This window comes from Pseudoalteromonas sp. Angola-30, assembly GCF_028599215.1.
Classification (GTDB): domain Bacteria; phylum Pseudomonadota; class Gammaproteobacteria; order Enterobacterales; family Alteromonadaceae; genus Pseudoalteromonas; species Pseudoalteromonas atlantica.
The window spans coordinates 25,341-48,611 of record NZ_JAQREI010000001.1 but is presented as its reverse complement, the minus strand read 5'-3'; the positions used below and the strand labels follow the sequence as shown (position 1 = coordinate 48,611).

Here is a 23,271-nt window from a genome sequence, read left to right as displayed (position 1 = left end):
AAACTAGCAAAGTGTATAAAATGAGCTATGTGAAGGTGCCAAAATGCGTGCTAAATAATGACAGTTTGTAAAATAGTGCGATGGTTTAAATATAAGAGTTGAGAAATGGGGGGTAGCTAAAAGCGAACGTATTATAAGTGGGCAGTAGCACTATAAGAAGTAAACCCCCTTTACAACTCGGCTAAACCTTAAGTGCTAAAGAGGGATATAACAGTAAAAATGCAGCTTAATTGATATCTTCAAGCTTATTTTTTAAATCCACTAGATCGGTGGCTACGGTGGTTGGCTGAATTTCCCACGGATCAAAAATAGAATCCTCAGAGCGTTTTATCCATGCTCCGCGCATACCATGTGAAATAGCGCCGGTAATATCAAACGGGTTACTCGAAATAAGCCACGTGTTTGCGCCCGTTGAATTGGTCTCGCGTAAGAAATGGCTGTAAACACCTGGGTTTGGCTTAAATGTTTTCATATCGTCGGCACTTACTACACCTTCAAAAAGCTCACTAATACCTGCAGTTTCGAGCAATTTATTAACCGCGTCCGCAGCGCCATTAGAAAATGCAAACAATCGGTAATTTTGCGCTTTAAGTTGCTCAAGGCCTTTTTTAACATCGTCAAAGGCCGGTAAAATTTTATACTGCTCAAGCAATTGCTGCTTCTGATCGTCACTAAGCTGCGTTTTATGCGCTAAACACGCGTAATCGAGGGCATGTTTGGTACATAACGAAAACGGTATATAGTTTTGCATCAACCCACGCCTAAACGAATACTCTAATTGTTTTTCGCGCCATGTATTTGAAAAGTTTTGCGCGTTATTGCCTATCATACCTTCAAGTAAAGACAGCACGCCGTGAGTGTTTATAAGCGTACCGTATACGTCAAATGCGAGTGTGGTTGCCATGTTTGCTCCCAATAATTTTAAATTACTTGTAGATTAGTCGCTCTGAGCTTAACTTACTTTGAACGATTGCTCAAATTAATAAAGTTTACAACACGATTGCAGCGCCTATTATTTAAAAACGATACAAATTAAAGGACTAAATAACATAGTATGAAAATATATTTTTTAATTTACGACAAAGTTGAAGAGCTGGATTTAGTTGGTTCTTGGGAACTAATAGGCCTGCTGGCAGAAAAGGGGCTATGTGAAAAACCCAAATTAATATCGCTAAATTCTATGACTCCCTCAGGTGAGCACGGCATGCGTTTTAGTGCTGATTATCATTTTACTGACCCAGTGCAGCCCGATGTATTATTTGTACCTGGCGGTAGTGGTGCACGTATAGCAATGGAAGACCTTGACGTTATTAATTATCTTAAAAAAACAGCTGAAAACTGCCACAGTGTTTTATCTATTTGCACTGGTATGTATTTAATGCAAAAAGCGGGGCTATTTAAGCATAAAAAAGTAACCACCCACTGGGCTTTTTTAGAGCACCTTAAAAAAGATAACACTGTAACCGTAGTTGAAGATCGCTTTGTAAAAGATGGCAATATTTGGTCTTGTGCGGGTGTTTCAGCAGGTATGGATATGTGCCTTGCTTTTATTGCTGATTATTTTGGTGAAGATGTTGCCTCCACCATACAGTTAGACGCAGAATACTATCCGTCACCAATTATTTATGGTGACGCGCATAAAAATAGCGCCACATCTAATTACATTAAAAAGCTGCGTTAAAGCCCACTTTATAACTTTATGTTGGGCTTTGCTGCTCTTAACCCAACATACGCTTTGTAAACCCCCATTACACTTTGATTAAAAAAGCACAAGGCGCTTGCAGCGTGCTGATTAAAATTAATAAAACTTATAGGTATCAAGCGCTAAAATATCCATTTCAATATCACTAAAGAGTTTTTCAACTTGCTTGCCGCCTGCGCCCATAGCAGCAAAGAGTGGTAAAAAATGCTCTTGGGTAGGGTGGTTAAATAACACATGGGGTGCATCGGCTAAGTAATTTAAAAGTGCGGGCGTGTCTTGCGCTAAAAGCTTATATTCAACCCATTGGGTAAACGCTTTTACCATTTGAACACGGTTAGGTGTAGCAGGGGTTTTAAACACTTCTCGTAGGTTGTGGCTAATGCCGCCAGAGCCAATAATTAATATATTATCGTCACGAAGTGGGGCAAGTAACTGCCCATATTCATACATGGCTTTTGCGCCTAGTTGAGTATTTATAGATACTTGTACAATAGGAATATTTGCCTGCGGGTACATTAAGCGCAGTGGTATCCATACACCATGATCCCAGCCTTGGCGTTCATCGAGTATTGCTGTGATGCCTTTATTTTTAAATAGCGTTGCAATATTACCCGCAAGCTCAGGATGACCTGGCGCAGGGTATTTAATGTTATACATATGCGCAGGAAAATTGTAAAAGTCGTGAATGGTTTCAGGCGCACGCCCTGCGGTTATTACAATGTTATGAGCCGCTTCATCGTGGGCCATATCAAAGTGCGCCGAAAAAATAACAATAGCGCGTGGCGTGTTGAGTGACTTGCCAAGCGCTTTTAAAAAGTCGGACGTTGGCGATTGCTGTACGGCCATAATAGGTGAACCGTGAGAGATAAATAGTGCAGGTTGAGCCATGGTAATACCTAAGGAGTTTATTAATATACCCGTATTTTATTGGGTTTTATTTTGTTAATAAATAAAGCGCCCATTGAGATATTATAAATACAGTATTGTTAAACTGATTTTTATTTACCCCCTCGTTAAAAAGCCGATGCGTAAACATCGGCTTTTAAATTAACACTAAATAAGCGATAAGGCGTATTAGTAGTTAATTGCACCACCATCAACGTTAATACATTGTCCGGTCATAAAATCGCTGTCTTCACTGGCTAAAAAGTAAACAGGGCCAAGTAAGTCTTCAGGCTCCATCGCACGTTTAATTACTCGTGAGCCTAGAGTGCTATTTTTAGCTTTATCAAACTGTGCGTTATTTTTAACGCCTTCGCTTTCGGTTAAGCCAACTAATAGGCAATTAACTAAAATATTATCGTTAGCAAGCTCAGTGGCCAACGCACGTGTTTGCCCAACAACCGCGCCTTTAGATGCCACATAATGGCAAAACATAGGTGCACCACGTAAAAATGTACCCGATGCAATGTTAATGATTTTACCGCGGCCTAATTTACGCATGCTAGGCAACACTGCTTTAGTACACTGAAAAGGCCCGCGGGCATTTACGCGCATAACTAAATCCCATTCGTCTTCAGATATTTCCCAAAATGGCTTAAGCTCAAGCGCAGCAAATATAGCGGCATTGTTAACTAATATTTCAACCGGACCAAATTCAGCTTCGGTTTGTTTTACCATGGCATCTAACGATTCACTATTCGTTACATCTACTTTGCAGCCTATTGCTTGGCCGCCAGCGGCAATAATTTCAGCTACGGCTGCGCTTGGGTCGGCTAAATCAGCAAGCACAACTTTAGCGCCTTGTTGAGCTAAACCTTTTGCATAAGCAGCGCCAATACCTTGTGCTGCACCAGTAACGATGGCTACTTTGTTGTTTAATCTTTTCATGGCTTTATCTCTTAGTCATTAATAAAAATATAAGCGTGCTTATTCACGTACAGCGATACTGCATTATTAATAAACCCGACTTGGCGTTAGAATGGATAAAAAGAAGCGTGATTGCTGCAGTAGCACGTATTAACTCCATTTTGTTGTAAATAAATAGTTATTTACGCAAAAAAATGTGTTTATAACGCTATAAAAACTCACTAACTGTGCAAAAATGCGATGTGTGGACTTTAACTGTTTTTATAAACATAATTAATACGATCTTTATTTAAAAATTATAAACAAGGCATTGCTAATAATGGATAAGCTAACCACCATGAAGACTTTTGTAAGTGTTGTACAAGAGGGGTCTTTTTCTAAAGCTGCCGATAAGCTCGACATATCGCCGCAACTTGTAAGCAAGTATGTGTCTGCGCTAGAAGAGGGGCTTGCTACCCGATTACTGCACCGCACCACGCGCAAAGTAAGCACTACCGAGGCGGGAGATCACTATTTTACCCGCTGCTTACAGGTGCTAGACGATATAGATGACATGGAAAATTCGCTCGATAACCTAAACGAAAATGTCTCTGGTGTGCTCAGTATTAGTGCCCCTATGTCGTTTGGGGTAAAGCACTTAGCACCGCTATTGGTTGAGTTTCAAAAGCGTTATCCAAATTTAAAATTAGATCTAAACCTTACCGACCAGTTTGTTGATATTGTTGAGCAAGGTATTGATATAGCGCTGCGCATTGGGGTTTTAAAAAGCTCATCACTTATTGCTAAAAAAATAGCGCCTATTAGGTTAGCGGTGTTTGCCTCTCCTTCTTATTTAGCGCAGCACGGCACGCCTACTACCTTAGAAGAGCTGCAATCGCATAACTATTTACGCTACGCACACACCGAGCCTACCAAAAAGCTACGTGGAGCGAACGAGCTTAAAAACGAGTTAAAGCTTGAAAGTAACCTAGTTGCTAACAATGGCGACCTGCTACTCAATGCCGCTATAGCAGGTGGCGGTATTGCCATGCAGCCAACATTTATAGCTGGTGAGGCGCTGGCACAGGGTAAAGTAGTACGTATATTAAAAGACTACGAGCCTGAGCCAATAGGGCTTTATATGGTGTACGCAAACAGGCAGTTTTTACCCAGTAAAGTGCGCGCGTTTGTTGATTTTGCGAGCAATTATTACACCGATACACCTTATTGGGATTTAGGAGAGTGAGATGTCAATCACCAACCAATTAGCGTTATTTGTTGATGTAGTACAGCAAGGCTCATTTGCAAAAGCCGCGGCGCTGCACGATATGGACAACTCATCGCTTTCAAAGCAAATTAAAAAGCTAGAAAGCAGTTTAGGTATTCAGTTACTTAATCGCTCTACGCGCTCGTTTTCGCTTACCTCCGCAGGGGAGGAAATACTCCAGCAAGCGCATATTTTAATTGATACGCTCAGTGATATTCATAGCATTGCCGACTCTTACCAAGCAAAACCTAAAGGTATTTTGCGTATTACCTCGGGCATGTTTTTTGGGCAGCAGTATGTGCAGCCTGCCATTAATTTATTTATGCAAAAATACCCTGAGGTAAAAATAACCCTCATGCTTGATGATAAGCGCAACGATATTATTGCCGATCATTACGATTTAGCATTTAGAATTGGCAAATTGAATGACTCCAATCTAATGGCAAAAAAAATATCTGATATGCACTTTGCTTTGGTTGCTTCTAATGACTTTATTGCACGCCATGGTATGCCAAGCACACCCGAAGAACTTATCGCCTTACCTGCAGTGGTTTATGGCAATGGCGATGTAAGCCTAGATCAAATTAAATTAAGCACCCAACCTCATGGTGATGAATACAAAACTCATAAAATGAAAGGCAACTATAAGGTAAGCGATGTACGCGCCATGCTTGATGCCACAAAAGCGGGTTTAGGGTATGTGATGCTAGATTTATTTAACCTAGAAAAACCCATAGACGAAATGGGGCTAGTGCCGCTATTAACTAATTATAAGCTTAGCGCATCGGGCACCGGTATTTATGCGCTGTATCCGCACCGTAAACAAACGCCACTAGTGAGCGAATTTATAAAAACTGTACAAGAGTATATTGGCAGCCCTGCATTTTGGGTAAAACATATTCCTAATTACAACCAGTTATATAAATAATAGCCACAAAAAAGCCCCGTTAGGGGCTTGGGTATACTCAAAAAAACTATATTAACTAAAGACCTTAAAAGCCTTCTAACACCACTTTACCTTTAGCGGTTTGCGATTCAAGGTGCTGATGCGCTTTGCGTAAATTGGCTGCGTTAATTTTACCTAAGTGCTCACCTACCGTAGTTTTAATTAGCCCTTGGTCAATCATAGTGGCTACGTTGTTTAAAATAACGTGTTGCTCTTGCATGTCGTCGGTTTTAAATAACGAGCGAGTAAACATAAGCTCCCAATGTACCGACACGCTTTTGTTTTTAAATGGCACAATATTAAGTGTTTCAGGGTCATCAATAAGGACAAATTGACCTTGTGGCTTCACTACTTTTTCAATTTCAGGTAAGTGCTGCTCTGTATTGTTTAAGCTAACAACGTAATCCACTTCGCTTAAGTTTTTAGCTGCAAACTCTTCACTTAACAGGTTACGGTGATTAACAATAGTGTCGGCACCTAAATCTTCTAACCACGATATTGTTTCAGCACGAGAAGCACTGGCAATAATATTTAACTTAGTGCGCTGCTTTAATAGCTGCACCATTATTGAGCCCACACCACCGGCGGCACCAATAACTAAAATGCTTTTAGAATCATCGTTTTTAGCTACATTTAAACGGTCAAACAATAATTCCCACGCAGTAATGCTGGTAAGCGGCAATGCTGCGGCTTCGCCATACGAAAGCGAACTTGGCATATGGCCAACAATACGCTCGTCAACTAACTGAAACTGCGCGTTACTGCCTGAGCGCGTAATGTCGCCTGCGTACCATACTTTGTCGCCTGGCTTAAAAAGCGATACGTTTTCGCCTACCGATTTAACAACCCCAGTTGCATCCCAACCAATTACTTTATACTCGCCCTCAGCTGCTGGCATTGCTTGGCGAATTTTAAAATCAACCGGATTAACCGATACCGCTTTAACTTCTACTAAAATATCGTGGCCGTGTGCTGTTGGCGTTTCAAGTTCAATGTCTTGTAATGATAATTCGTTTTCGATAGGTAAACTTTTTTGATATCCGATTGCTTTCATGGGAGTTGCCTCGTTAGCTAGTTAATACTCTGTGTTGATGACGCTATTTTGGCTTTATCAAGAGCATTAAAAAAGAGACAAAACACCCAATTATTATGGAAATAAAACTCCATAATAAAATAGGTAAATAATTAAAATTCCATTGCACATAGCTGTTATCGTTTTAAATTAATAATACCTTATTAACTGTAACGGGGGTTTACAGTTAGGTTATATTTAGCTCAGTTAATTTATTCCATACACTTTCGCCACCGGGGTGCAAAGCCGCATGATACCTATACGCATAGTAAGTTATTGGCACGCAGTGGTGCTCACTCCCTACAACTACCAATGTATTATTTTTAAGCTCGTTTGATATAACGTAGTCGGGCAGCCAGGCAATACCATTGCCTGCAACAGCGTGCACTTTTAAAAGCTCAGTCATGGATGAAACAAACACCTTTTTAAGCTTAGCGCCCGATATAATAGGCTCTAACTGCCGCCCCATGTAGGAGTCGAGGCTGTAGGCTAAATGCGGTATAGGCGCTGCGCTTTCTAGGTTATATAAGGCTTTGCCTTGCTCGTCACAGGCGCTAACAGGTAACAACTTAGCATTACCTATTTTTTGATGACTAAACGGCGGCAGTTTAAGGCGTTCGTTATCAAAGGCAATAAGTAAGTCGCATTCACCTTGCTCTAGCGCTTCGGTGGCTTTATCTACGTCTATAGCCTCTAAATTAAGTACAATGTCGCGCTCATCTTGTGTTTGAAAGTTAGCGAGTTGTAAGGTTAAAAAACTCGCTAAAGAATGTGCGGCTGCAACCTTTACAGAATAATTTTGCTGCACCGATAACTCCTCAAGCATGCTAACCGAGGTATTCATTTGGTTAACTAAATTACGCGCCGTTATATGAAATATTTTACCGCTTGGGGTAAGGGTAATAGGCAAGTTTTCTCGGTCGATTAGGGCTGCGCCAAGGGCGTCTTCAAGGGCTTTTATACGCCGACTAAATGCAGGTTGCGTAATATGCCTAAGCTTTGCCGCTTGCGAAAAGCTTTTTGTGTGCGAGAGCGTTAAAAAATCTTCTAACCATTTACTTTCAATATTCATAGCGACCACTTAGTTATGCAGTTTGTGCATGGGTGGTAAAATAATAGCATTATTCAAACTAAATAAAACACTATAAATTAAGCCTATAAACTCAATAACCGGAATGCTATCATGCTTAGAACTCTTGGCGTACTAGGTGGAATGGGGCCTTTGGCTACTGCCTCATTTATGAATCAGGTAATTGCGCTATCGCCCGCTAAAAATGATCAAGAGCACATACCTATGTTTATAAGGAATATCCCGCAAATTCCTGACAGAACAAAATTTTTAATGGGTCTTGAAGATGAAAACCCATTTTTTGAGCTTAAAAAGGGCTTTAAAGAGCTAACAAGCTTAGGTGTAAGTTGTATTGTTATTCCGTGTAATACCGCGCATTACTGGTACGACGCGCTCACTAAAAATGCCGATGTACACACCATTAGCATTGTAAAAAGTGTTATAAAACAAGTAAAAGCCACGGGCAAACAAAAGGTTGGTATTTTAGCCACTACCGCTACGCTTAATATGGGCATTTACCAAAATGCGTTTAAGCAGCACAATATTGATTTTGTTGAACCAAACACTCAACAACAAGCAGCCATAATGGATGGCATAACCGCCGTAAAAGCGGGCGATTTAAATAAAGGTCGCCACTTGTTAAGCAAGGCATACGACTTAATGCTTGCTCAAGGTGCTGACTGCGTGTTGTTTGGCTGTACAGAAATACCGCTTGTGTTAAATGAACAAGCCAAACACTCGCCAGACACCTGCCTAGATACCATTGCTATTTTAGCGCAAGAGTGCGTTAACTGGGCATATGCTAACGCCCATCAATCAACGCTTTCAAGTGTGGCATAGAAAATATCAGTTTAAACTAGAGCTAATTAATTTAACTCTTTTGCAAAGCGTTTTCGATAGCGCTTTGTAAGCTTTGCAGCGCGTATTTGGTCACTTATTAAAGTAAAAATAGCCGAGGCATTTGCTTTAACGCGTTTGCCTTGGCCCACTCGGCGAATTTGCCTTTTTACCAGCGCCATAGTGGCAAGCCCTGCAAGGGTTTTGTCTTGAAAAGTAACGCGCGGCATAAGCAGGTTTTGCGTTGGCTGTGTTTGCCAGCTATTAACTAAATCTGGCTGATAGGCCAGTGCTGTGGCCATACCAACGAGCGCTACGCCTGAGCTAATTACTCTATTTGCCACATCTAATCGGCTAATGCCACCGGTGGTCATAATGGGTATGGTTGATTGCTCGCTAATAGCTTTGGCAAATTCCAAAAAGTACGCCTCACGTGCAAGTGTACGCTCATCGCCTGTTTGTCCTTGCATTGCGGGTGCTTCGTAACTTCCGCCTGAAAGCTCTACAAAATCAAGCTTTAATGCACTAAGCATATTAACAACTGCTTGCGCATCATGCGGTTCAAAGCCGCCGCGCTGAAAATCGGCTGAGTTAAGTTTTATGGATACCGAAAAACCGGCGCGGCATTGCGCTTTAATACTGCGTGTTATTTCAAGTAATAATCGCGCGCGATTCTCAAGGCTACCGCCCCATTCGTCATCACGCTTATTAGTTAGTGGAGATAAAAACTGCGCTAATAAATAGCCATGTGCAGCGTGTATTTGCACGCCATTAAAACCTGCTTTTTCGGCCTGTTGCGCTGTATGGGTAAAACGAGCGATAACATCACTAATCTCGCTTTTATCCATAGCTGTTGGCTGGGCAAATAAGTGAGAGTGCTTACCCATATTAAGCGCAATATCAGAGGCACTTAGCGCTTTACCGCCCATTTTTTTAAATACTTGGCGGCCAGGGTGATTTATTTGCATCACAATTTTACAGTCGTTTTGTTGCCCTAAACGAGCAAGCTCTGCAAAAGGCGTTATATCGGTTTGCTGCTCAAGGGCAAGGCCGCCAGGCCCTGTCATTGCAAGGTGGTCAACCATAACATTGCCGGTAATAATTAACCCGCACCCGCCTTTTGCCCATTCGTTGTATACATTTTTAAGCACTTGCGATGGCGTTAGGTCGGCCTCTGCGAGGTTCTCTTCCATAGCGGCTTTTACTACTCGGTTTTTAAGCGTTAAACCGCTTGGTAGTGTAAAGGGCGTAAATACAACAGATTGTTCAAATTCAGACATACATATAAACCATAAATTGACATTACAGGCACTATAACCTTAAAGTCAGCTTTAAGGTCAACCCGCTTTTTATAGTAGAGGCAATAATGAAAATAGGTGAACTAGCTAAGCACTCGGGTATTGCAGCAAGCACCATACGGTATTACGAAAGTATAGGGCTGCTGCCACCCGGTACGCGAAATAACAACGGGTATAGGCAATACGACAAAGCCAGTGTAGAGCAGCTTAAAATGATTAAGTTTGCACAAAGTTTAGGGTTTTCGCTTGAAGAAATCCCCTCCCTGCGTAAGCCTAATGAGGAGCTAGATCACAACGCCATTATTGAGCGCCTTGGTGAAAAACAACATGAAGCTAATGCACTAATAGAGCAGCTACAGCGTAAGTCAGAGCGTATTGGTAATTTAATTACACTGCTTAATGCAAGTTGGTCTAATGGAGAGTGTATTGGCGATGAAAAAATAAATGAGTTATTGAATGAGGTGGAGTATTAAAGGCGAAAGCGAGTACATGTGAGCTTTAGTTGAATTAGTTTGGCGGCGCTTTACCATGAAAATTGTTATAAAGCTTTTGTAAGTTGGCAGGCACTAGAGGCCAACCAACCGCAATAGTATGAGAACTGGCGCCCCAAAATAATGTTTCTACGTAATATACGTCTATGTATTCAATTACTTTTGCCTCAGCGTTTACTAGCTTTTCAGCCATAAAACTTAAATAACGCTGGGCTTGCTCCACATAGCCAAGAGCAAAAGCGTGTGTTGTGGCTTTAGAAAACGCCTCCATTTTAAACGTGGTTTCATCTTTATCATATATGCTCAGCAACGCTTTAACTTCAGGGAATTGAGCAATAATTTCGTGCAATAAGTTATAAATTACAACATCCGTTTTCATCAATTGAACTCCGTGCTTAAAAGTCCAAAGCATTTTAGATCGTGAAATTGCCCTTTCCAAAAACCACTTTGGCGCCTTGTGCCTTCTTCACAAAAGCCAAGCTTTATTAAAAGCGCCTCTGATGCGTTATTTCCTGGTACTGTGTCGGCTTGTATTCGATTTATAGCACCGCAACTTAGCAATCCATCAAAGGCAGCTTTTATAATCATATGAATAGCCTCAAAAGCATAGCCTGTACCCCAATACTGGCTATTAAGGTCGTAACCAATAAATGCGTGCTTCATTGGTACTGACCAACTATTAAAACCGCAAGTACCTATTAACTCATCAGTATTTTTTAAACGGATAGCCCAGCGGATCCCTTCTCCATTTTTATACCGAATATTGAAAAATTCGATTAACTTATCGGCCTGAGAAACTTGAGTAAAGGGCGCCAGATCATAGTATTTAGTAACACCTTGGTCTGAAAAAAGAGCAAAAATAGCGTCTCTATCCTCATAATTAATGGGGGTTAACGCTAACCTTTGCGAATTGAGTAAGGGAAAAACCATTAACCTTCCTTTTAATGTATAAAACAGTAGAGATAAATCGAACTTAATCCAGCTCTAATTGGGCTTTTTCTACGCTTTCGTTTGGTAACTCTTTTTGAACCGATACACCTAGCTCTTTAAATTCTGAAGCTTGTTTAATTAAGTTACCTTTACCACGGTAAAGCTGTGAAAAGGCTTTATCGTAGCTTTCTTTTGCGCGGTCTAGTTGTTTGCCAACACCTTCCATACTCGTTAAAAAGCCATTGAGCTTGTTATAAAAGCGCTCTGCACGATTCGCCAGCTCTTTAGAGTATTTGGTTTGTTCTTCGAAGCGCCACAGCTGTTTAACAATATTAAGGCTTGTAAGCAGAGTAGTTGGTGTAGCAACTAAAATGTTTTTTTCGATAGCTTGTTGGTAAATATCGCTTTGATATTTAAGCGCCTCTACAAATGCAGATTCTATAGGCACAAACATAATAACTACTTCAGGCGAATTTATACCAGGGAGACGATCGTACGATTTACTGGCAAGCTCGTTAATACGCGCGGTAACAGCATTTACATGCTCTTTAATTGCTTGGCTAGCCTCTAGCTCATTTTCGGCATTAACGTAGCGGGTATAAGCATTTAGCGATGTTTTAGCGTCAATCACTAAGTGGCGGCCTTGAGGTAAATACACCACTACGTCGGGGCGCAGTCGACCGTCTTCGGTATTAAACGATACTTCGCGTTTGTAGTCGGTACCCGCGCGCAGGCCTGCGCTGTCGAGTACGTTTTCGAGCATCAGTTCACCCCAATTACCTTGGGTCTTTTTTTGCCCTTGTAAGGCATTACTAAGTTTATCGGCTTGCTCGGTAATAGCTTGGCTTTTAGCTTGCAAGTGCAGTAGCTCAGTTTTAAGGGCAGCACGTTGTTTTAAATCTTCAACGTGAATCGATTCCATTTTATCTCTAAAGCCTTTTAGCTCGCCTTGAACTGGCTTTAATAGTTGCTCAATGCTTTCTTGGTTTAGCGTTTTAAAGCTTTGCGATTTTTCTTCTAAAATTTTATTAGCTAGGTTTTCAAACTCTTTTTTAAGCACATTTTTGCTTTGCTCTATTTGTGCAAGCTGCTCGGTAAAGTTTTGCTGCTTTTGCTCAAGCGTAGTTCGCATATTATTAAGCTCAATATCGCGCTGGTTATATTGCTCTCGCAAGGCACTAAGTTCGCCTTCGGCTTTACGCCAAAAATGGTTGTATTGAACACTTTGTTTTTCTTGCTCGCTAAAGCGAGTTTTAAAATGCTGCGCTTCATCGCGTTGCTCTTGATGTGATTGCTCGAGCAGCTCGTGCTCATCAAATAAGGCCGTGTATTGCAGCTGTTTATTGTCGTACTGGTTTTGTAATAACGATAACTGTTGCTGTTGCTCGCTAATGTGTTGTTTTAATTTATTACGAGAAGGGAGCGACACTAGGCCATATAGTACGAGCCCTGTTGCAAGCCCTGCGCTGGCACTTAACCAATCAATATGCGTTAATAGCTGAGTAAACATAAAATAAACTTATAAAATTTAGAGACATGCCATCATAACGAATAAAGGTAGTGGGGGGTAGGGGCGTAACATTTACTAAAGGCATAAAAAAAGCCAGCTAAAAGGGCTGGCTCAATCATTACTAAATTTAGTAACCAATCAGGGAAATCAACATGAAGCTTGTGATAACTGCAATTAATCAACAAGCGTAATAGTAGACGCCACTCATTAAATTAAGTTCACATAAAAATATAAATAATTATAAAAACTAAAATGTGGGCATAAAAAAAGCCAGCTTAAAAGGAGCTGGCTCAATCATTACTAAAATTAGTAATTAAACGGGGTAAATCAACATGAAGCTTGTGTTAACTGCAATTAATCAACAAGCATAATAGTAGACGCCGCACACAAAATTAAGTTCACATAAAAATATAAATAATTTAAAAATTAAAATGTGGGCATAAAAAAAGCCAGCTTAAAAGGAGCTGGCTCAATCATTACTAAATTTAGTAACCAATCAGGGAAATCAACATGAAGCTTGTGATAACTGCAATTATTCAACAAGCATAATAGTAGACGCGCCCTTTTAAATTTAGTTCAAACAATTTATAAAAATGTATTTTAAGGTGTTAAATACAGGCATAAAAAAAGCCAGCTAAAAGGGCTGGCTCAATCATTACTAAATTTAGTAACCAATCAGGGAAATCAACATGAAGCTTGTGATAACTGCAATTATTCAACAAGCATAATAGTAGACGCGTGTTTTTAAATTTAGTTCAAACTATTTATAAAAAATGCAATTTAAGGTGTTAATTACAGGCATAAAAAAAGCCAGCTAAAAGGGCTGGCTCAATCATTACTAAATTTAGTAACCAAACAGGGAAATCAACATGAAGCTTGTGATAACTGCAATTATTCAACAAGCAATATAATAGACGCCGTTTGGTTAAATTAGTTCACATGCTAAGTAAAAAAATTAGCTTTTTATAAGTGATAACATTTGCTGCTCATCAAACGAAGTAAAGCTCATTGATTTATCGGTAAATAATGCATCAACAAGCGCTTGCTTATCTTGCTGCATTTTAAATACCTTTTGCTCAATTGAGTTACTCATAATTAATTTATAAACAAACACTGGATTTGTTTGGCCAATACGATAAGCACGATCGGTGGCTTGTTTTTCAACAGCAGGGTTCCACCATGGGTCAAAGTGAATAACGGTATCGGCTTGAGTTAAGTTAAGCCCAGTACCGCCTGCTTTTAAACTGATTAAAAACACCGAGGTTTTGCCACTGGTAAATTCGCCAATAACTTTGTCGCGATGACGCGTTTGCCCAGTTAGCATACTAAAGTTGATATTTATATCGTTTAAACGCTCTGCAATTAAATCGAGCGCAGAGGTAAATTGACTAAAAATAATCACTTTACGACCAAGGCTTAGCATTAACGGCAAATGCGTAGTTAGCCATTCTAATTTTGCTGAACCTGCTTGTGTTTCTGGCTCAATTAATTTTGGATGACAACAAATTTGCCTTAGCTTTAGTAGCGCTTCTAAAAATGCGAGCTTACTTTTTTGTGCGCCTTGCTCAGCAAATAAGTCGATGAGTTTTTCTTCTAGGGCGCGCGTAATACCTTGGTACATATCTTTTTGCTTAGGTTCAAACTCAAACTCTTTTAACAGCTCTGTTTTTTGTGGCAGCTCTTGAGCTACCTGCGCTTTTGTGCGGCGTAATATAAACGGCATAATAAGCGCTTTTAGTTGCTCAGCTCGCTCTGAATCGGCTTCGCGCTCAATAGGTGTTTGAAAGTGCTGTTTAAAGTGCGCTTGCGAGCCAAGTAATGAAGGCATTGCAAAGTCGAGTAACGATTTAAGCTCAAACAAATTATTTTCGATAGGCGTGCCGCTTAAACATAACTTAAAGTCGGCATTTAAACGCTTAACTAAGCGCGAGACTTGTGCAGTATCGTTTTTAATATATTGCGCTTCATCTAAAATAATATTTTCAAAATAAAGTGGCGAATAATAAGCAATATCACGCTTTAATAATGGGTAAGTAGTTAAAATACATTGCGCTTGCGCTAAATGTTGTAAAGGCTCATTACGTTGCGAGCCAAAAATAGTGGTTACTTTAAGACTTTTAGCAAATTTGATTATTTCGTTTTGCCAATTACTTACCAAACTTGTAGGGCACACTATAAGGGTAGGGCCCGCTTGCGGGCGATTAAAACTGCTGGCTAAAAAGGCAATAACTTGCAGCGTTTTACCAAGTCCCATGTCATCAGCTAGTATGCCGCCTAATTGGTGGCGCTTTAAAAAACTAAGCCAATCAACGCCTTGTTGCTGGTATTCACGTAGTGTTACCGAGTCATTTAAACCGTGTAAGGGCACCACTGGCATTGCCTGCTCGGTGTTGTTTAACTCATCAAGATAACGCTCAAGAGAGTCATCATGAAGGTCTATAGTAACTGCGGTATGCTTTACCAGCTCAGGTAAATAAGAAAGCGGGATATTAAATTCATCGCGTGTTTTTACAAATTCAAAGCGTTGTTTAAATTCGGTCAGTAAATTAATGGCGGCTTTACTAATAACACCAAATTGACGCCCAACAGGGTAGTAATAAAACAGCTCACTTTGACGATTTAACGATTGATACGTGGCATCATCGGTATTAAAAAGTACAGCGGCTTTGGCATCGCTTAATTGCACTTTACAATGCATTTGGTGACCTGCAGCACGGTTTACATCGAGTGTAACGTGCCCTTGGGGGTCGGCTACATTTACTTTAGTTTGAGTTACCTGCCAGCCACGCTTTTTAAAGCCAGGGAATACTTCGTAAACAAGCCAATGTAAATGTATAGGTGATTGTTTATTAAATATAAACTCACTTTGTAAACCCCCTTTACAAAACTCAAAACCTAAATTTACTAACTCATTTGTTACTGTGTTTTCAAATGCACTATTTATTAAACTCGCTGGTGCTGTTCCCGCTAAATAATTTTTATTTTTATATTTAAATAATAGCGAAACTTTAAGCCCTTGCTCATCCATAGTGGCTTTTAAAACAGCATTACCAAGTTGCTTAACATTGACTTGTTCGTTATTCGGATGCGGAATAACACCGGCGCCAAAATTGTCGGCAAGTTGTTTATAAATGCGATCAAAATTAGCATCGTGAAGTGCGGGAATTGATTGTAAATGTGCTATTTCGTCGGCGCTAAGCTGTGTTCTGATCCGGCCGACTTTAAAGTGATCGAGGTCTAAATAAGCGGGCGGCGTGGTTTTTATCAATGCCCAATTTTTACTGTGTTCAAGCTCAATAATTAACTGCGATAACTCGTTTTGTTGCTGCCAATTAAAGTTAAGCGATTGCCCAGTTTGCGCTTTAATAGCAACACGAGAGCGTTGTAAAAATAAACGGTCGGTGGCAATTAATTGTTGTAAAGCGCTAAAGCCCCATTGACCTTTTAGCTCTAAATTACCTACTGCATTTTGCGAGCGAATCCAACTAAAGAGTCTAAAGTCACTTTCGAGCAAATCGTTTGGCGTTACAAAGCTATTTAATTGTTGCTCAGTTAAATTGCGCCCTAGCGTGTAATTATTATTTTTGTCGTAATTGGCAATTTTTGGCGTTAAAAATACTTTATTGTTTTCAATGTCTAATACAAATAAAAGAACTTGCGAAGGAGCTTTAGCATCAACACTTTTAAGTGCTGTCAGCTCACTAAACCAATCGTTAATAAAGTAGTCTTCTCCGTATTCACCTGAGTGCTCTATTTTAAGTTTAAATAATACAGCGGCTAAGTGCCTACATTTGGTTTTAGCATTACAGGTACAATGCGTATCAACAGAGTAACCAGTAGGTACTTTACTGATCTCAATGCGTTGGTTAAATGTTGATCCGGTGTCGCCTTGTACGGTTGAATCAATAACAGCAAAATCACTGCTGTGCTCTAACCAACTAATTTGGCCGTTTTTATAATACTCTTTGCCTTTATCGAGCACGTTGGGCCTAAACAACTTTTTTATAAAGCGCTCAGAAAGAGGGAACAAGGTTGCCTGCTCATTTTTTATTTCTTCAAAAATAGCCAGTAAATCATTTTTTGATAAGTTAGCAGACATGTCACTCTAAGTATTAAATTTTTAAAATAATTCTGCCAGTATATTCTTTAACTGCGCACAGCAAAAGCAATATTAACGTTATATAAACTGGTTGGAGCTGCTAGGTTAGTAAAAAATCGGTTTGTACGTACTTTATGGCACTTTATCTGCCAATATGAGAATAGGTAAACAGCAAACATACATGTTACAAACAATTTATTAACAATGCAGGGGCTTTACAGATCAGTTTTTTACTAACAAATTAAGATCCAGCATCAAATAGTAAGAAAAACTAAATTCAGTTAGTAAAAATGTGATCTTTAGAGCAAAAATGAGGGATTTATAGGTTATAAATAGCAAAAAAGATCAGGATTTTACTAAGTAAAAAGCCCATTAGATCAGAATTTAACTAACCTAACAGGCTTTTAAGATCACTATTTTACTAAGTAATACTGGGCTAATTAAACGCGCTTAACAGCTTAGTAAGTTGTTCTAAGCGTTTGTCAGTCAAAACTTTATTATCTATTTTAATAGATACGTCACCACTTTTTAAATTGCGTTGTACGTTTATAAAGTTGTTTTCAAATACAGCTTCACGTTTAGCAACCGCGCTAGGCTCGGTAGTTAAACGTTTAGTAATTGCCATAGCGCGCTTGTCGTCGCTTGTAATGGCGTTAATTTCATCGTCTGTATGTAATTCGCTAACTAGGGCGTTAAACGCCTGCTCGTCGCGCTCCTTTGCACTAACAAGCTTTTTAGCGACTTCTCTGCCTACGTGATTAGCCGTTGGGTAAAGTGAAATTACATCAGCGGGGATTTGCTCGTACGCTTTAATGGCATCTGCAATTGCGGTGTGCGATACACCTTCAATAGCGGCAATTTCGCGATAAGAGCCTTTTTTACCTTGCTCAATAAGATCGTTTTTAGTTTGTTGATAAGCTTGCCCTAGTTCCCAAAGGCTTGGGGCTATGTACTGATCTGAAGATACAGCTAAAATTTTAGCGTCTTGATCGGTAAAATCAGGAGAGCTTAAAACTAAATAATCGGCATTTCCTAAAATACATGCCTTTCGACGACGTGAACCGGCAAGTACTAAGTTAGTATTTCCCTGATCCCAAAGTAAAGCAGGGTGTTGATTACGTCCATCTTCACTGATTGCAGGTAAAATATCAGAAACCGACTTTTCGTTTAATAGCGCTTGTACACGGCGATTTTTACCGTAAACCGCGGTGCTAGATTCAATATCTGCATGAGCAATAACTTTACACACTAAAGTTATTTCGCGTGTAGGGTCGCTTGGCGCAGGCATTCTTATTACATCACCAGCGCTTGCTTGCTCAAGTAATGCATCGAGGCTGCTATTGCCTACGGCAGTTGCAAATGGATCTAAGCGGGTGTCGTTTTTACGTTTTGTAGCCATTTTTATATAACATCCTTACTTAGTGTTGTTAAGTGACGATTGGGTTGACTCCCAATTAGAACGAATAAGCATTTCTAATTCGTCCACAACATCTTTAATATTTTCTTGCGCGCGCAATAAAGACTCGCGACTTGCTAAACTATCCGATGCTTTTTGATCAAATATGGTATTAAAAGACGATGAACTAGCCGTAATTGCCGAGCTGTGATTAATTGGGTAGCTCATTACTTGGCGGCCAAACGCACTACGTACATCTTTAACAATATCGCGCTGTGAATGATTACCCTTAACGTAATTGGTCACTAAAAACTGCATAAAGTCCCAACCTTCATGACCAAGTGCCGCTACTGTGTGGTAAATCTCACCTAAACGCTTTAAATATTTATTGTTAGCATCAAAATCTACAGCTTCAGGATGAACCGGAATAAGCATCGCCGTAGAGGCCATTAAAGCATTATAAAACATAAAGTTAAGTGTAGGAGCGGTATCGATTAAAATAATATCAAATTCGTCTTTAACCGGCTCAATAACTTTTTCTAAAAGCTTATGATAATGACGTGTTTGTTCGTAATTAGAGGTGTCTTTTAAAAGTGTTGCGGTCTCGTGTTCAAAGTAAAAGTCATCCATACCTGAGGGTAAAACACGAATATTTGGAATATGCGTAGTCACAAAAGCACTAGAAACAAACTCTGGCCAGGTTTCGCCTTCGTCTAAATCAATACAATCACGCATTAAGTCACCTACCGTAACAGGGTCATGATCGTTAGAAGGGAAAAAGCTAGAAGACGAACCTTGAGGATCTAAATCAATAATACCAATACGATAACGTTTGATATTAGTCGTCGCCAATGCAGCAGCAATATTAACCATACTGGTTGTTTTACCACAGCCACCTTTAAGTGAATTAATAACAATAACTTGGAGTTTATCGTTAGCAGTACGGTGATCTGGCTGAATATCCATGATATCGGCCATCGCAAAAATATTTACTAACGTGTACGCATAGTGCCCATTTGCACCACGCTTAATATTTAAATCATCAAAGTCACCATTGTCATGACGACGTTTTAAGGTACGATTATTACACCCTAATAAATCTGCTGCCGCTTTTTGGGTGTAAGTTCTTAATTCTTTTTCTTCTGATTTAAGATGAGCGCGATAGTGTTGTATGCGTCCTTTTAAAGATTTTTCAGCAACTTCGGCTGTTGCTTTTAAAAGCCGGTAAGTACTTAGCGCGTTATTATTGATAGACATACTTTCTTCCTCAAAGTTAGGCAGTTAGTATAATGTCCATTCAAATAGCTGTAAACAACTATTTAAGGCGACATGCATTTTAATAACAAGACATTTAAAAATATTTTTACACCTTTAAGATTGCTTAGTATAAATAAAGAAGTTTAAAGGTGGTTAAATATATAAGGTAATAAAGGTTAAGGGTGTATAATAGCTATATAACTATATGATATTTATAAATAATGTTAAAAAAAGCAGATCACCTTTATACTTGGTTAAGATCAGATCTTTATCTACATGCAGATCAGCTTTTTACTAAGCCTTATTTAAATATTAGAGTTATGCACAACTTACTCAATAAGTTATGTACAAAATGACTGTATGAGATCAGTTTTTTACTAAGTAAATTATAAAGTTATACACTTAAGCCTACGAAGAACAGGGCGTTTAATTGGTATAGATCTGATCTGTAGTAAGTACAGATCAGATCTATGCTAACTCGAAGTGCTGTTATCCACAGCAGGTATTTATTTTACTAACGTTTGTCGTGTAAAAAGTTTAAAAATAGCGCTTTTAATGGACAAAAAATAAATTGAGTTAGTAAAAATTTAGCTTGAGAAGCTTATCTTAGTAAAATAGTGATCTGAAATTAAGCTTATCACTCCCTACTTAGTATAATAATGATCCGTTACGTTTATTTATAGTCGGATCAGTTTTATACTAACTTAAACATTTAACTTTTGTTGCTTAATGTGTTGTTATTAGCTGTCGCAATAAAAAATGGAAATCAGAACAATGAGCCGAAAGGTCAACATCTCGGTAGATAACTTGCCCGATACACTTAGGGGCCAAATACACGGGGTGGAAAGTGCAATAGATAACGAAAGTTTAGCACTATTTACAGATAACAAAGATGTGCGAATTTCTATCGAAAATGCCGCTCATGGGTTACGTGCTTATTCAAACACGTTTAACCACTATGATTTATGGGGGCGTTTTGTACGTTCTGGGCATAAAAAATTGCCATTGGAAGAAGCTCCTAAAAAAACAATTATTACGCGTAAAATATCCGAAAAAGTAGATGGTATTTTATATGACGGCGAAATAAAAATTACACCGGCCGTTGTAAGCACGCGTAAAGATGGCGAAGACGTAGAATATTTAGTGTGGCCATCGGATAGAGAAGAAAAAGTTGAGCGCGCGTTAATTCGCCTTGCATCGAAAGGTAAAATCGTAAAAATCAATTTTAAGTCCGGTATTCAATATGCCGTGGTTTTTTCGATGAACGAATTAGCCCAAGAACTTAAAGCGGTTGGCCAATCAATGCCATACCCACAAATTAAAGAATCACTTGAAGCACTTCAAGGTTCTAAACTTTCATTTAAATACTCGGCTACTGATACTAAAAATACAGATATTGATGACTCTTTTTATGAGTCAAACATGAACTTTTTATCATCTCTTCATTTTAGTGGTAAAAAAGGCCAAGGCGGCAACGTTAAATGTGTTGCATGTTTAAATGCATTTGTTCATAACATGATTGATAACCTTGAATACAAAGGGTATTACTTTAACAGTGCGCAAGAGCTAAAACGTGGTTTATCGCGTTGGATGATGCTGCGTTTATACCACCTTTGGCGTTATGCCGCGCCTGGTAAAACGTATCATTTTAGATTGCTATCTATTATGGAAAAATACGGCTCTATTTATTCAACCGACGATATCACAGAAAACAAATTAAAAGCATTACGCCGTGATATGACCACAACAATGAAAGATTTGATTGAAAAAGGGGCTATTTCAGAATACAGCATTACTAATGTAAAAGATGATAAAACCGGTAATATTATTGATTACACCTATGAAATGCATCCTTCTGATCAGTTTTGTGATGAGATACTCACGCTCAATAAGCACAATAAGCGTATTGAGATTCAAGGTGGTAAACGAATTGTCGAAAACGCAGTTTTAATTGATGAAGATAAAATAGAAGAAATAGTCGAAAAATAACAACGGTTAAAATAATAGACTACTTACCAAAAAGGCCACACTATGTGGCCTTTTTAACATAATTATTTATCTACTTGTTCTAAATAAAGTCTATCCACTAAAAAGTCATACTCTTTTTTTCTCGGGTGAGACTCTGGTTTTTGATAATCTGGCAAAGTACCTAACTTAACATCGGGCTGTGGGTTAATTAAAATAAACGGCAATGCTGCACTTACGTGATACCTATTTTCTGCGGTATACCTAACATTAACTTGGGGACTTACTCGGGTAGGGCGGCGAATTCTTAACTTTTCTTTTTCACCTAAACTAGCTACTCGCATTTGCTCTTGTGCAACAAGGGACTGCCATTTTTGTTGGTCTATCATTCTTGGGTTTCTATAACCTGCGGATTTATCGAGCATTTCAAGCGCCATTTTTTTAGTTAGAGTTTTAGTAGCATGCTTATGCATCCAAGTAAATCGCACTGAAAAAGGGGACTCACTTTGAAAGTGAATTTTTCGATAAGCTGCAAGAGTGATTAAATTTGGAACCGCGTTATGAACAGCTTCAAATCGAGCATCGTTATTATCGATAGCCAAAACACACTCCTTAAAAGCAGCCTTAGCTTTATTAACTTGTTGTATTCGGCTAGTTAATGCTGCGACCTCTGCATTTTTTAGAACCAAAAGCCCAGGATGACGCTTTAGTACTCTACTACTTAAACTTTCTTTTTTATAAATATCAGTAAATGAGTTTAAAATTGCCCTATGAGCAATTTCGCCGGTTAATTTTTTTACAGGAATTGACTCGGGAATTATATTTTCATCAACACTATTTATATCTGGTAGCTGATAATACTCAGCCTTTGAATATTCACAGACACGTAATTCATCAATCAACAACGACGTTAATTCATTCATTAAATCAAACTGACTTCTTATTTGTACTTTAGAAACCATAACCACCTTAAGAACACATCTTACTTATCTAATTATAAAGTTTAACCTTTTGCTCTGGTTCTTTAAAGTTTATTTATTTTATTAAAGCTAAGATTACCATTAAATCAAATTAAGTATGATGTGTTCTTTAATGCTGTTTACTTATGCTAGTGAGATTCGGTGCTTGAATATTTGCATATAACATAAAGAATTAGTGAACCCAGGCGTGATCAATACACTTATGTTTATTTAAAAATTTGTTGTAACGCAGGTAATTGTCAGGGCGGTTTATGCTTTTATATATTATCGCTCTGTGTAAAATAGTTATTGAGCCTTTAGTTTAAGGCCAGAAATCAATTTTTTGGTTCGCCACTTTAGATAGTGTTGGGCACTCATTGTATAATGCTTATAAGTGATACTTGTAATACAGCGCTGGGCCCCTGTGATGGGAAAGGATGCTCTGTCAAGATGAAACTTAGTATTTAAAGTAGTCGTTCATACAGACTGTTTTTAGTAGCCCTAATTAGAGTACTGGCATCGTCTAACAACCTGATCACAGCTGTACAGAATAAAGTGGACTTATTACTATAGCCTTACATAACCCTGAATCACTTACCACACACTCAAGATAAATTCTAGCCACTTGATTGATTTAATTGAATTACCACTGTAAAGCTAAGATTACATTCAACCCACTTTAAGT

Annotated in this window: 19 protein-coding genes; 6 read left to right on the top strand and 13 right to left on the bottom strand. The window is 38.9% G+C overall.

Going from position 1 to position 23,271, the window contains the following annotated elements; all coding sequences use genetic code 11:
* Window positions 1–226 precede the first annotated feature (226 nt).
* A complete protein-coding gene (locus tag PSH54_RS00210) occupies window positions 227–904 on the bottom strand; it encodes a haloacid dehalogenase type II (RefSeq protein WP_273605134.1) in 678 nt (225 codons plus the stop codon).
* Between the two features lie 150 nt (window positions 905–1,054).
* Between PSH54_RS00210 and PSH54_RS00205 the strand changes: the two genes are divergently transcribed.
* On the top strand, window positions 1,055–1,681 hold the full coding sequence (locus PSH54_RS00205) for a DJ-1/PfpI family protein (protein ID WP_126009659.1): 627 nt from the start codon (window positions 1,055–1,057) through the stop codon (window positions 1,679–1,681).
* Between the two features lie 117 nt (window positions 1,682–1,798).
* Here PSH54_RS00205 and PSH54_RS00200 read toward each other — a convergent pair whose 3' ends face one another.
* Entirely contained in the window at window positions 1,799–2,590 is a 792-nt protein-coding gene (locus PSH54_RS00200; protein WP_273588542.1) for a DODA-type extradiol aromatic ring-opening family dioxygenase, read from the bottom strand.
* A 186-nt stretch (window positions 2,591–2,776) separates the two neighbouring features.
* The gene (locus PSH54_RS00195; protein ID WP_273605133.1) at window positions 2,777–3,532 is read right to left on the bottom strand and encodes an SDR family NAD(P)-dependent oxidoreductase; all 756 of its coding nucleotides are present in this window, start codon (window positions 3,530–3,532) and stop codon (window positions 2,777–2,779) included.
* 298 nt (window positions 3,533–3,830) lie between these two features.
* Here PSH54_RS00195 and PSH54_RS00190 point away from each other — a divergent pair, with 298 nt between their 5' ends.
* Complete coding sequence (locus tag PSH54_RS00190; protein WP_248450141.1) at window positions 3,831–4,736, top strand: LysR family transcriptional regulator; 906 nt, start codon at window positions 3,831–3,833, stop codon at window positions 4,734–4,736.
* 1 nt (window position 4,737) lies between these two features.
* Window positions 4,738–5,685 carry a LysR family transcriptional regulator gene (locus tag PSH54_RS00185; protein WP_054981994.1) on the top strand — a complete coding sequence of 316 codons (948 nt, stop codon included), beginning with the start codon at window positions 4,738–4,740 and terminating at the stop codon, window positions 5,683–5,685.
* A gap of 64 nt (window positions 5,686–5,749) precedes the next feature.
* Here the strand turns inward: PSH54_RS00185 and PSH54_RS00180 are convergent, their stop codons facing one another.
* Both PSH54_RS00180 and PSH54_RS00175 read right to left on the bottom strand, forming a co-directional pair.
* Complete coding sequence (locus PSH54_RS00180) at window positions 5,750–6,757, bottom strand: zinc-binding alcohol dehydrogenase family protein (protein WP_273605132.1); 1,008 nt, start codon at window positions 6,755–6,757, stop codon at window positions 5,750–5,752.
* Between the two features lie 205 nt (window positions 6,758–6,962).
* Window positions 6,963–7,847 carry a LysR family transcriptional regulator gene (locus PSH54_RS00175; RefSeq protein WP_024033046.1) on the bottom strand — a complete coding sequence of 295 codons (885 nt, stop codon included), beginning with the start codon at window positions 7,845–7,847 and terminating at the stop codon, window positions 6,963–6,965.
* Window positions 7,848–7,958: 111 nt separating this feature from the next.
* Between PSH54_RS00175 and PSH54_RS00170 the strand changes: the two genes are divergently transcribed.
* On the top strand, window positions 7,959–8,684 hold the full coding sequence (locus PSH54_RS00170) for an aspartate/glutamate racemase family protein (RefSeq protein WP_004586294.1): 726 nt from the start codon (window positions 7,959–7,961) through the stop codon (window positions 8,682–8,684).
* A gap of 26 nt (window positions 8,685–8,710) precedes the next feature.
* Here PSH54_RS00170 and PSH54_RS00165 read toward each other — a convergent pair whose 3' ends face one another.
* Complete coding sequence (locus PSH54_RS00165; RefSeq protein WP_273605131.1) at window positions 8,711–9,961, bottom strand: NADH:flavin oxidoreductase/NADH oxidase family protein; 1,251 nt, start codon at window positions 9,959–9,961, stop codon at window positions 8,711–8,713.
* Window positions 9,962–10,047: 86 nt separating this feature from the next.
* Here PSH54_RS00165 and PSH54_RS00160 point away from each other — a divergent pair, with 86 nt between their 5' ends.
* A complete protein-coding gene (locus PSH54_RS00160) occupies window positions 10,048–10,452 on the top strand; it encodes a MerR family transcriptional regulator (RefSeq protein ID WP_248532934.1) in 405 nt (134 codons plus the stop codon).
* A 34-nt stretch (window positions 10,453–10,486) separates the two neighbouring features.
* Here PSH54_RS00160 and PSH54_RS00155 read toward each other — a convergent pair whose 3' ends face one another.
* The 6 genes from PSH54_RS00155 to PSH54_RS00130 all read right to left on the bottom strand — a co-directional run bounded on the left by PSH54_RS00155 (window position 10,487) and on the right by PSH54_RS00130 (window position 19,662).
* Entirely contained in the window at window positions 10,487–10,849 is a 363-nt protein-coding gene (locus tag PSH54_RS00155; protein WP_273605130.1) for a DUF7674 family protein, read from the bottom strand.
* Window positions 10,849–11,400, bottom strand: coding sequence for a GNAT family N-acetyltransferase (locus tag PSH54_RS00150; protein ID WP_273605129.1), 552 nt, complete (start codon window positions 11,398–11,400; stop codon window positions 10,849–10,851). The genes PSH54_RS00155 and PSH54_RS00150 overlap by 1 nt, the downstream gene beginning before the upstream one ends.
* 43 nt (window positions 11,401–11,443) lie before the next feature.
* Complete coding sequence (gene rmuC / locus PSH54_RS00145; RefSeq protein WP_004586298.1) at window positions 11,444–12,910, bottom strand: DNA recombination protein RmuC; 1,467 nt, start codon at window positions 12,908–12,910, stop codon at window positions 11,444–11,446.
* A gap of 955 nt (window positions 12,911–13,865) precedes the next feature.
* Window positions 13,866–17,009: a DEAD/DEAH box helicase gene (locus tag PSH54_RS00140; RefSeq protein ID WP_273605128.1), complete on the bottom strand. Its 3,144-nt coding sequence runs from the start codon at window positions 17,007–17,009 to the stop codon at window positions 13,866–13,868.
* Window positions 17,010–17,445: 436 nt separating this feature from the next.
* Window positions 17,446–18,408, bottom strand: coding sequence for a transcriptional regulator (locus tag PSH54_RS00135; protein WP_273605127.1), 963 nt, complete (start codon window positions 18,406–18,408; stop codon window positions 17,446–17,448).
* Window positions 18,409–18,423: 15 nt separating this feature from the next.
* Complete coding sequence (locus PSH54_RS00130) at window positions 18,424–19,662, bottom strand: AAA family ATPase (protein ID WP_004586301.1); 1,239 nt, start codon at window positions 19,660–19,662, stop codon at window positions 18,424–18,426.
* Between the two features lie 774 nt (window positions 19,663–20,436).
* Between PSH54_RS00130 and PSH54_RS00125 the strand changes: the two genes are divergently transcribed.
* The gene (locus PSH54_RS00125) at window positions 20,437–21,651 is read left to right on the top strand and encodes a hypothetical protein (protein ID WP_004586302.1); all 1,215 of its coding nucleotides are present in this window, start codon (window positions 20,437–20,439) and stop codon (window positions 21,649–21,651) included.
* A gap of 62 nt (window positions 21,652–21,713) precedes the next feature.
* On the opposite strand, the gene PSH54_RS00120 is transcribed toward PSH54_RS00125, so the two are convergent.
* Window positions 21,714–22,589 carry a DNA replication terminus site-binding protein gene (locus PSH54_RS00120; RefSeq protein ID WP_273605126.1) on the bottom strand — a complete coding sequence of 292 codons (876 nt, stop codon included), beginning with the start codon at window positions 22,587–22,589 and terminating at the stop codon, window positions 21,714–21,716.
* Window positions 22,590–23,271: the final 682 nt, after the last annotated feature.

Coding starts and splice junctions, on each gene's coding strand:
- PSH54_RS00195 (WP_273605133.1), bottom strand. CDS start 3,532: ATGAAAAGATTAAACAACAAAGTAGCCATCGTTACTGGTGCAGCACAA.
- PSH54_RS00120 (WP_273605126.1), bottom strand. CDS start 22,589: ATGGTTTCTAAAGTACAAATAAGAAGTCAGTTTGATTTAATGAATGAA.
- PSH54_RS00130 (WP_004586301.1), bottom strand. CDS start 19,662: ATGTCTATCAATAATAACGCGCTAAGTACTTACCGGCTTTTAAAAGCA.
- PSH54_RS00140 (WP_273605128.1), bottom strand. CDS start 17,009: ATGTCTGCTAACTTATCAAAAAATGATTTACTGGCTATTTTTGAAGAA.
- PSH54_RS00155 (WP_273605130.1), bottom strand. CDS start 10,849: ATGAAAACGGATGTTGTAATTTATAACTTATTGCACGAAATTATTGCT.
- PSH54_RS00160 (WP_248532934.1), top strand. CDS start 10,048: ATGAAAATAGGTGAACTAGCTAAGCACTCGGGTATTGCAGCAAGCACC.
- PSH54_RS00205 (WP_126009659.1), top strand. CDS start 1,055: ATGAAAATATATTTTTTAATTTACGACAAAGTTGAAGAGCTGGATTTA.
- PSH54_RS00150 (WP_273605129.1), bottom strand. CDS start 11,400: ATGGTTTTTCCCTTACTCAATTCGCAAAGGTTAGCGTTAACCCCCATT.
- PSH54_RS00210 (WP_273605134.1), bottom strand. CDS start 904: ATGGCAACCACACTCGCATTTGACGTATACGGTACGCTTATAAACACT.
- PSH54_RS00170 (WP_004586294.1), top strand. CDS start 7,959: ATGCTTAGAACTCTTGGCGTACTAGGTGGAATGGGGCCTTTGGCTACT.
- PSH54_RS00190 (WP_248450141.1), top strand. CDS start 3,831: ATGGATAAGCTAACCACCATGAAGACTTTTGTAAGTGTTGTACAAGAG.
- PSH54_RS00125 (WP_004586302.1), top strand. CDS start 20,437: ATGAGCCGAAAGGTCAACATCTCGGTAGATAACTTGCCCGATACACTT.
- PSH54_RS00175 (WP_024033046.1), bottom strand. CDS start 7,847: ATGAATATTGAAAGTAAATGGTTAGAAGATTTTTTAACGCTCTCGCAC.
- PSH54_RS00185 (WP_054981994.1), top strand. CDS start 4,738: ATGTCAATCACCAACCAATTAGCGTTATTTGTTGATGTAGTACAGCAA.
- rmuC (WP_004586298.1), bottom strand. CDS start 12,910: ATGTTTACTCAGCTATTAACGCATATTGATTGGTTAAGTGCCAGCGCA.
- PSH54_RS00165 (WP_273605131.1), bottom strand. CDS start 9,961: ATGTCTGAATTTGAACAATCTGTTGTATTTACGCCCTTTACACTACCA.
- PSH54_RS00200 (WP_273588542.1), bottom strand. CDS start 2,590: ATGGCTCAACCTGCACTATTTATCTCTCACGGTTCACCTATTATGGCC.
- PSH54_RS00135 (WP_273605127.1), bottom strand. CDS start 18,408: ATGGCTACAAAACGTAAAAACGACACCCGCTTAGATCCATTTGCAACT.
- PSH54_RS00180 (WP_273605132.1), bottom strand. CDS start 6,757: ATGAAAGCAATCGGATATCAAAAAAGTTTACCTATCGAAAACGAATTA.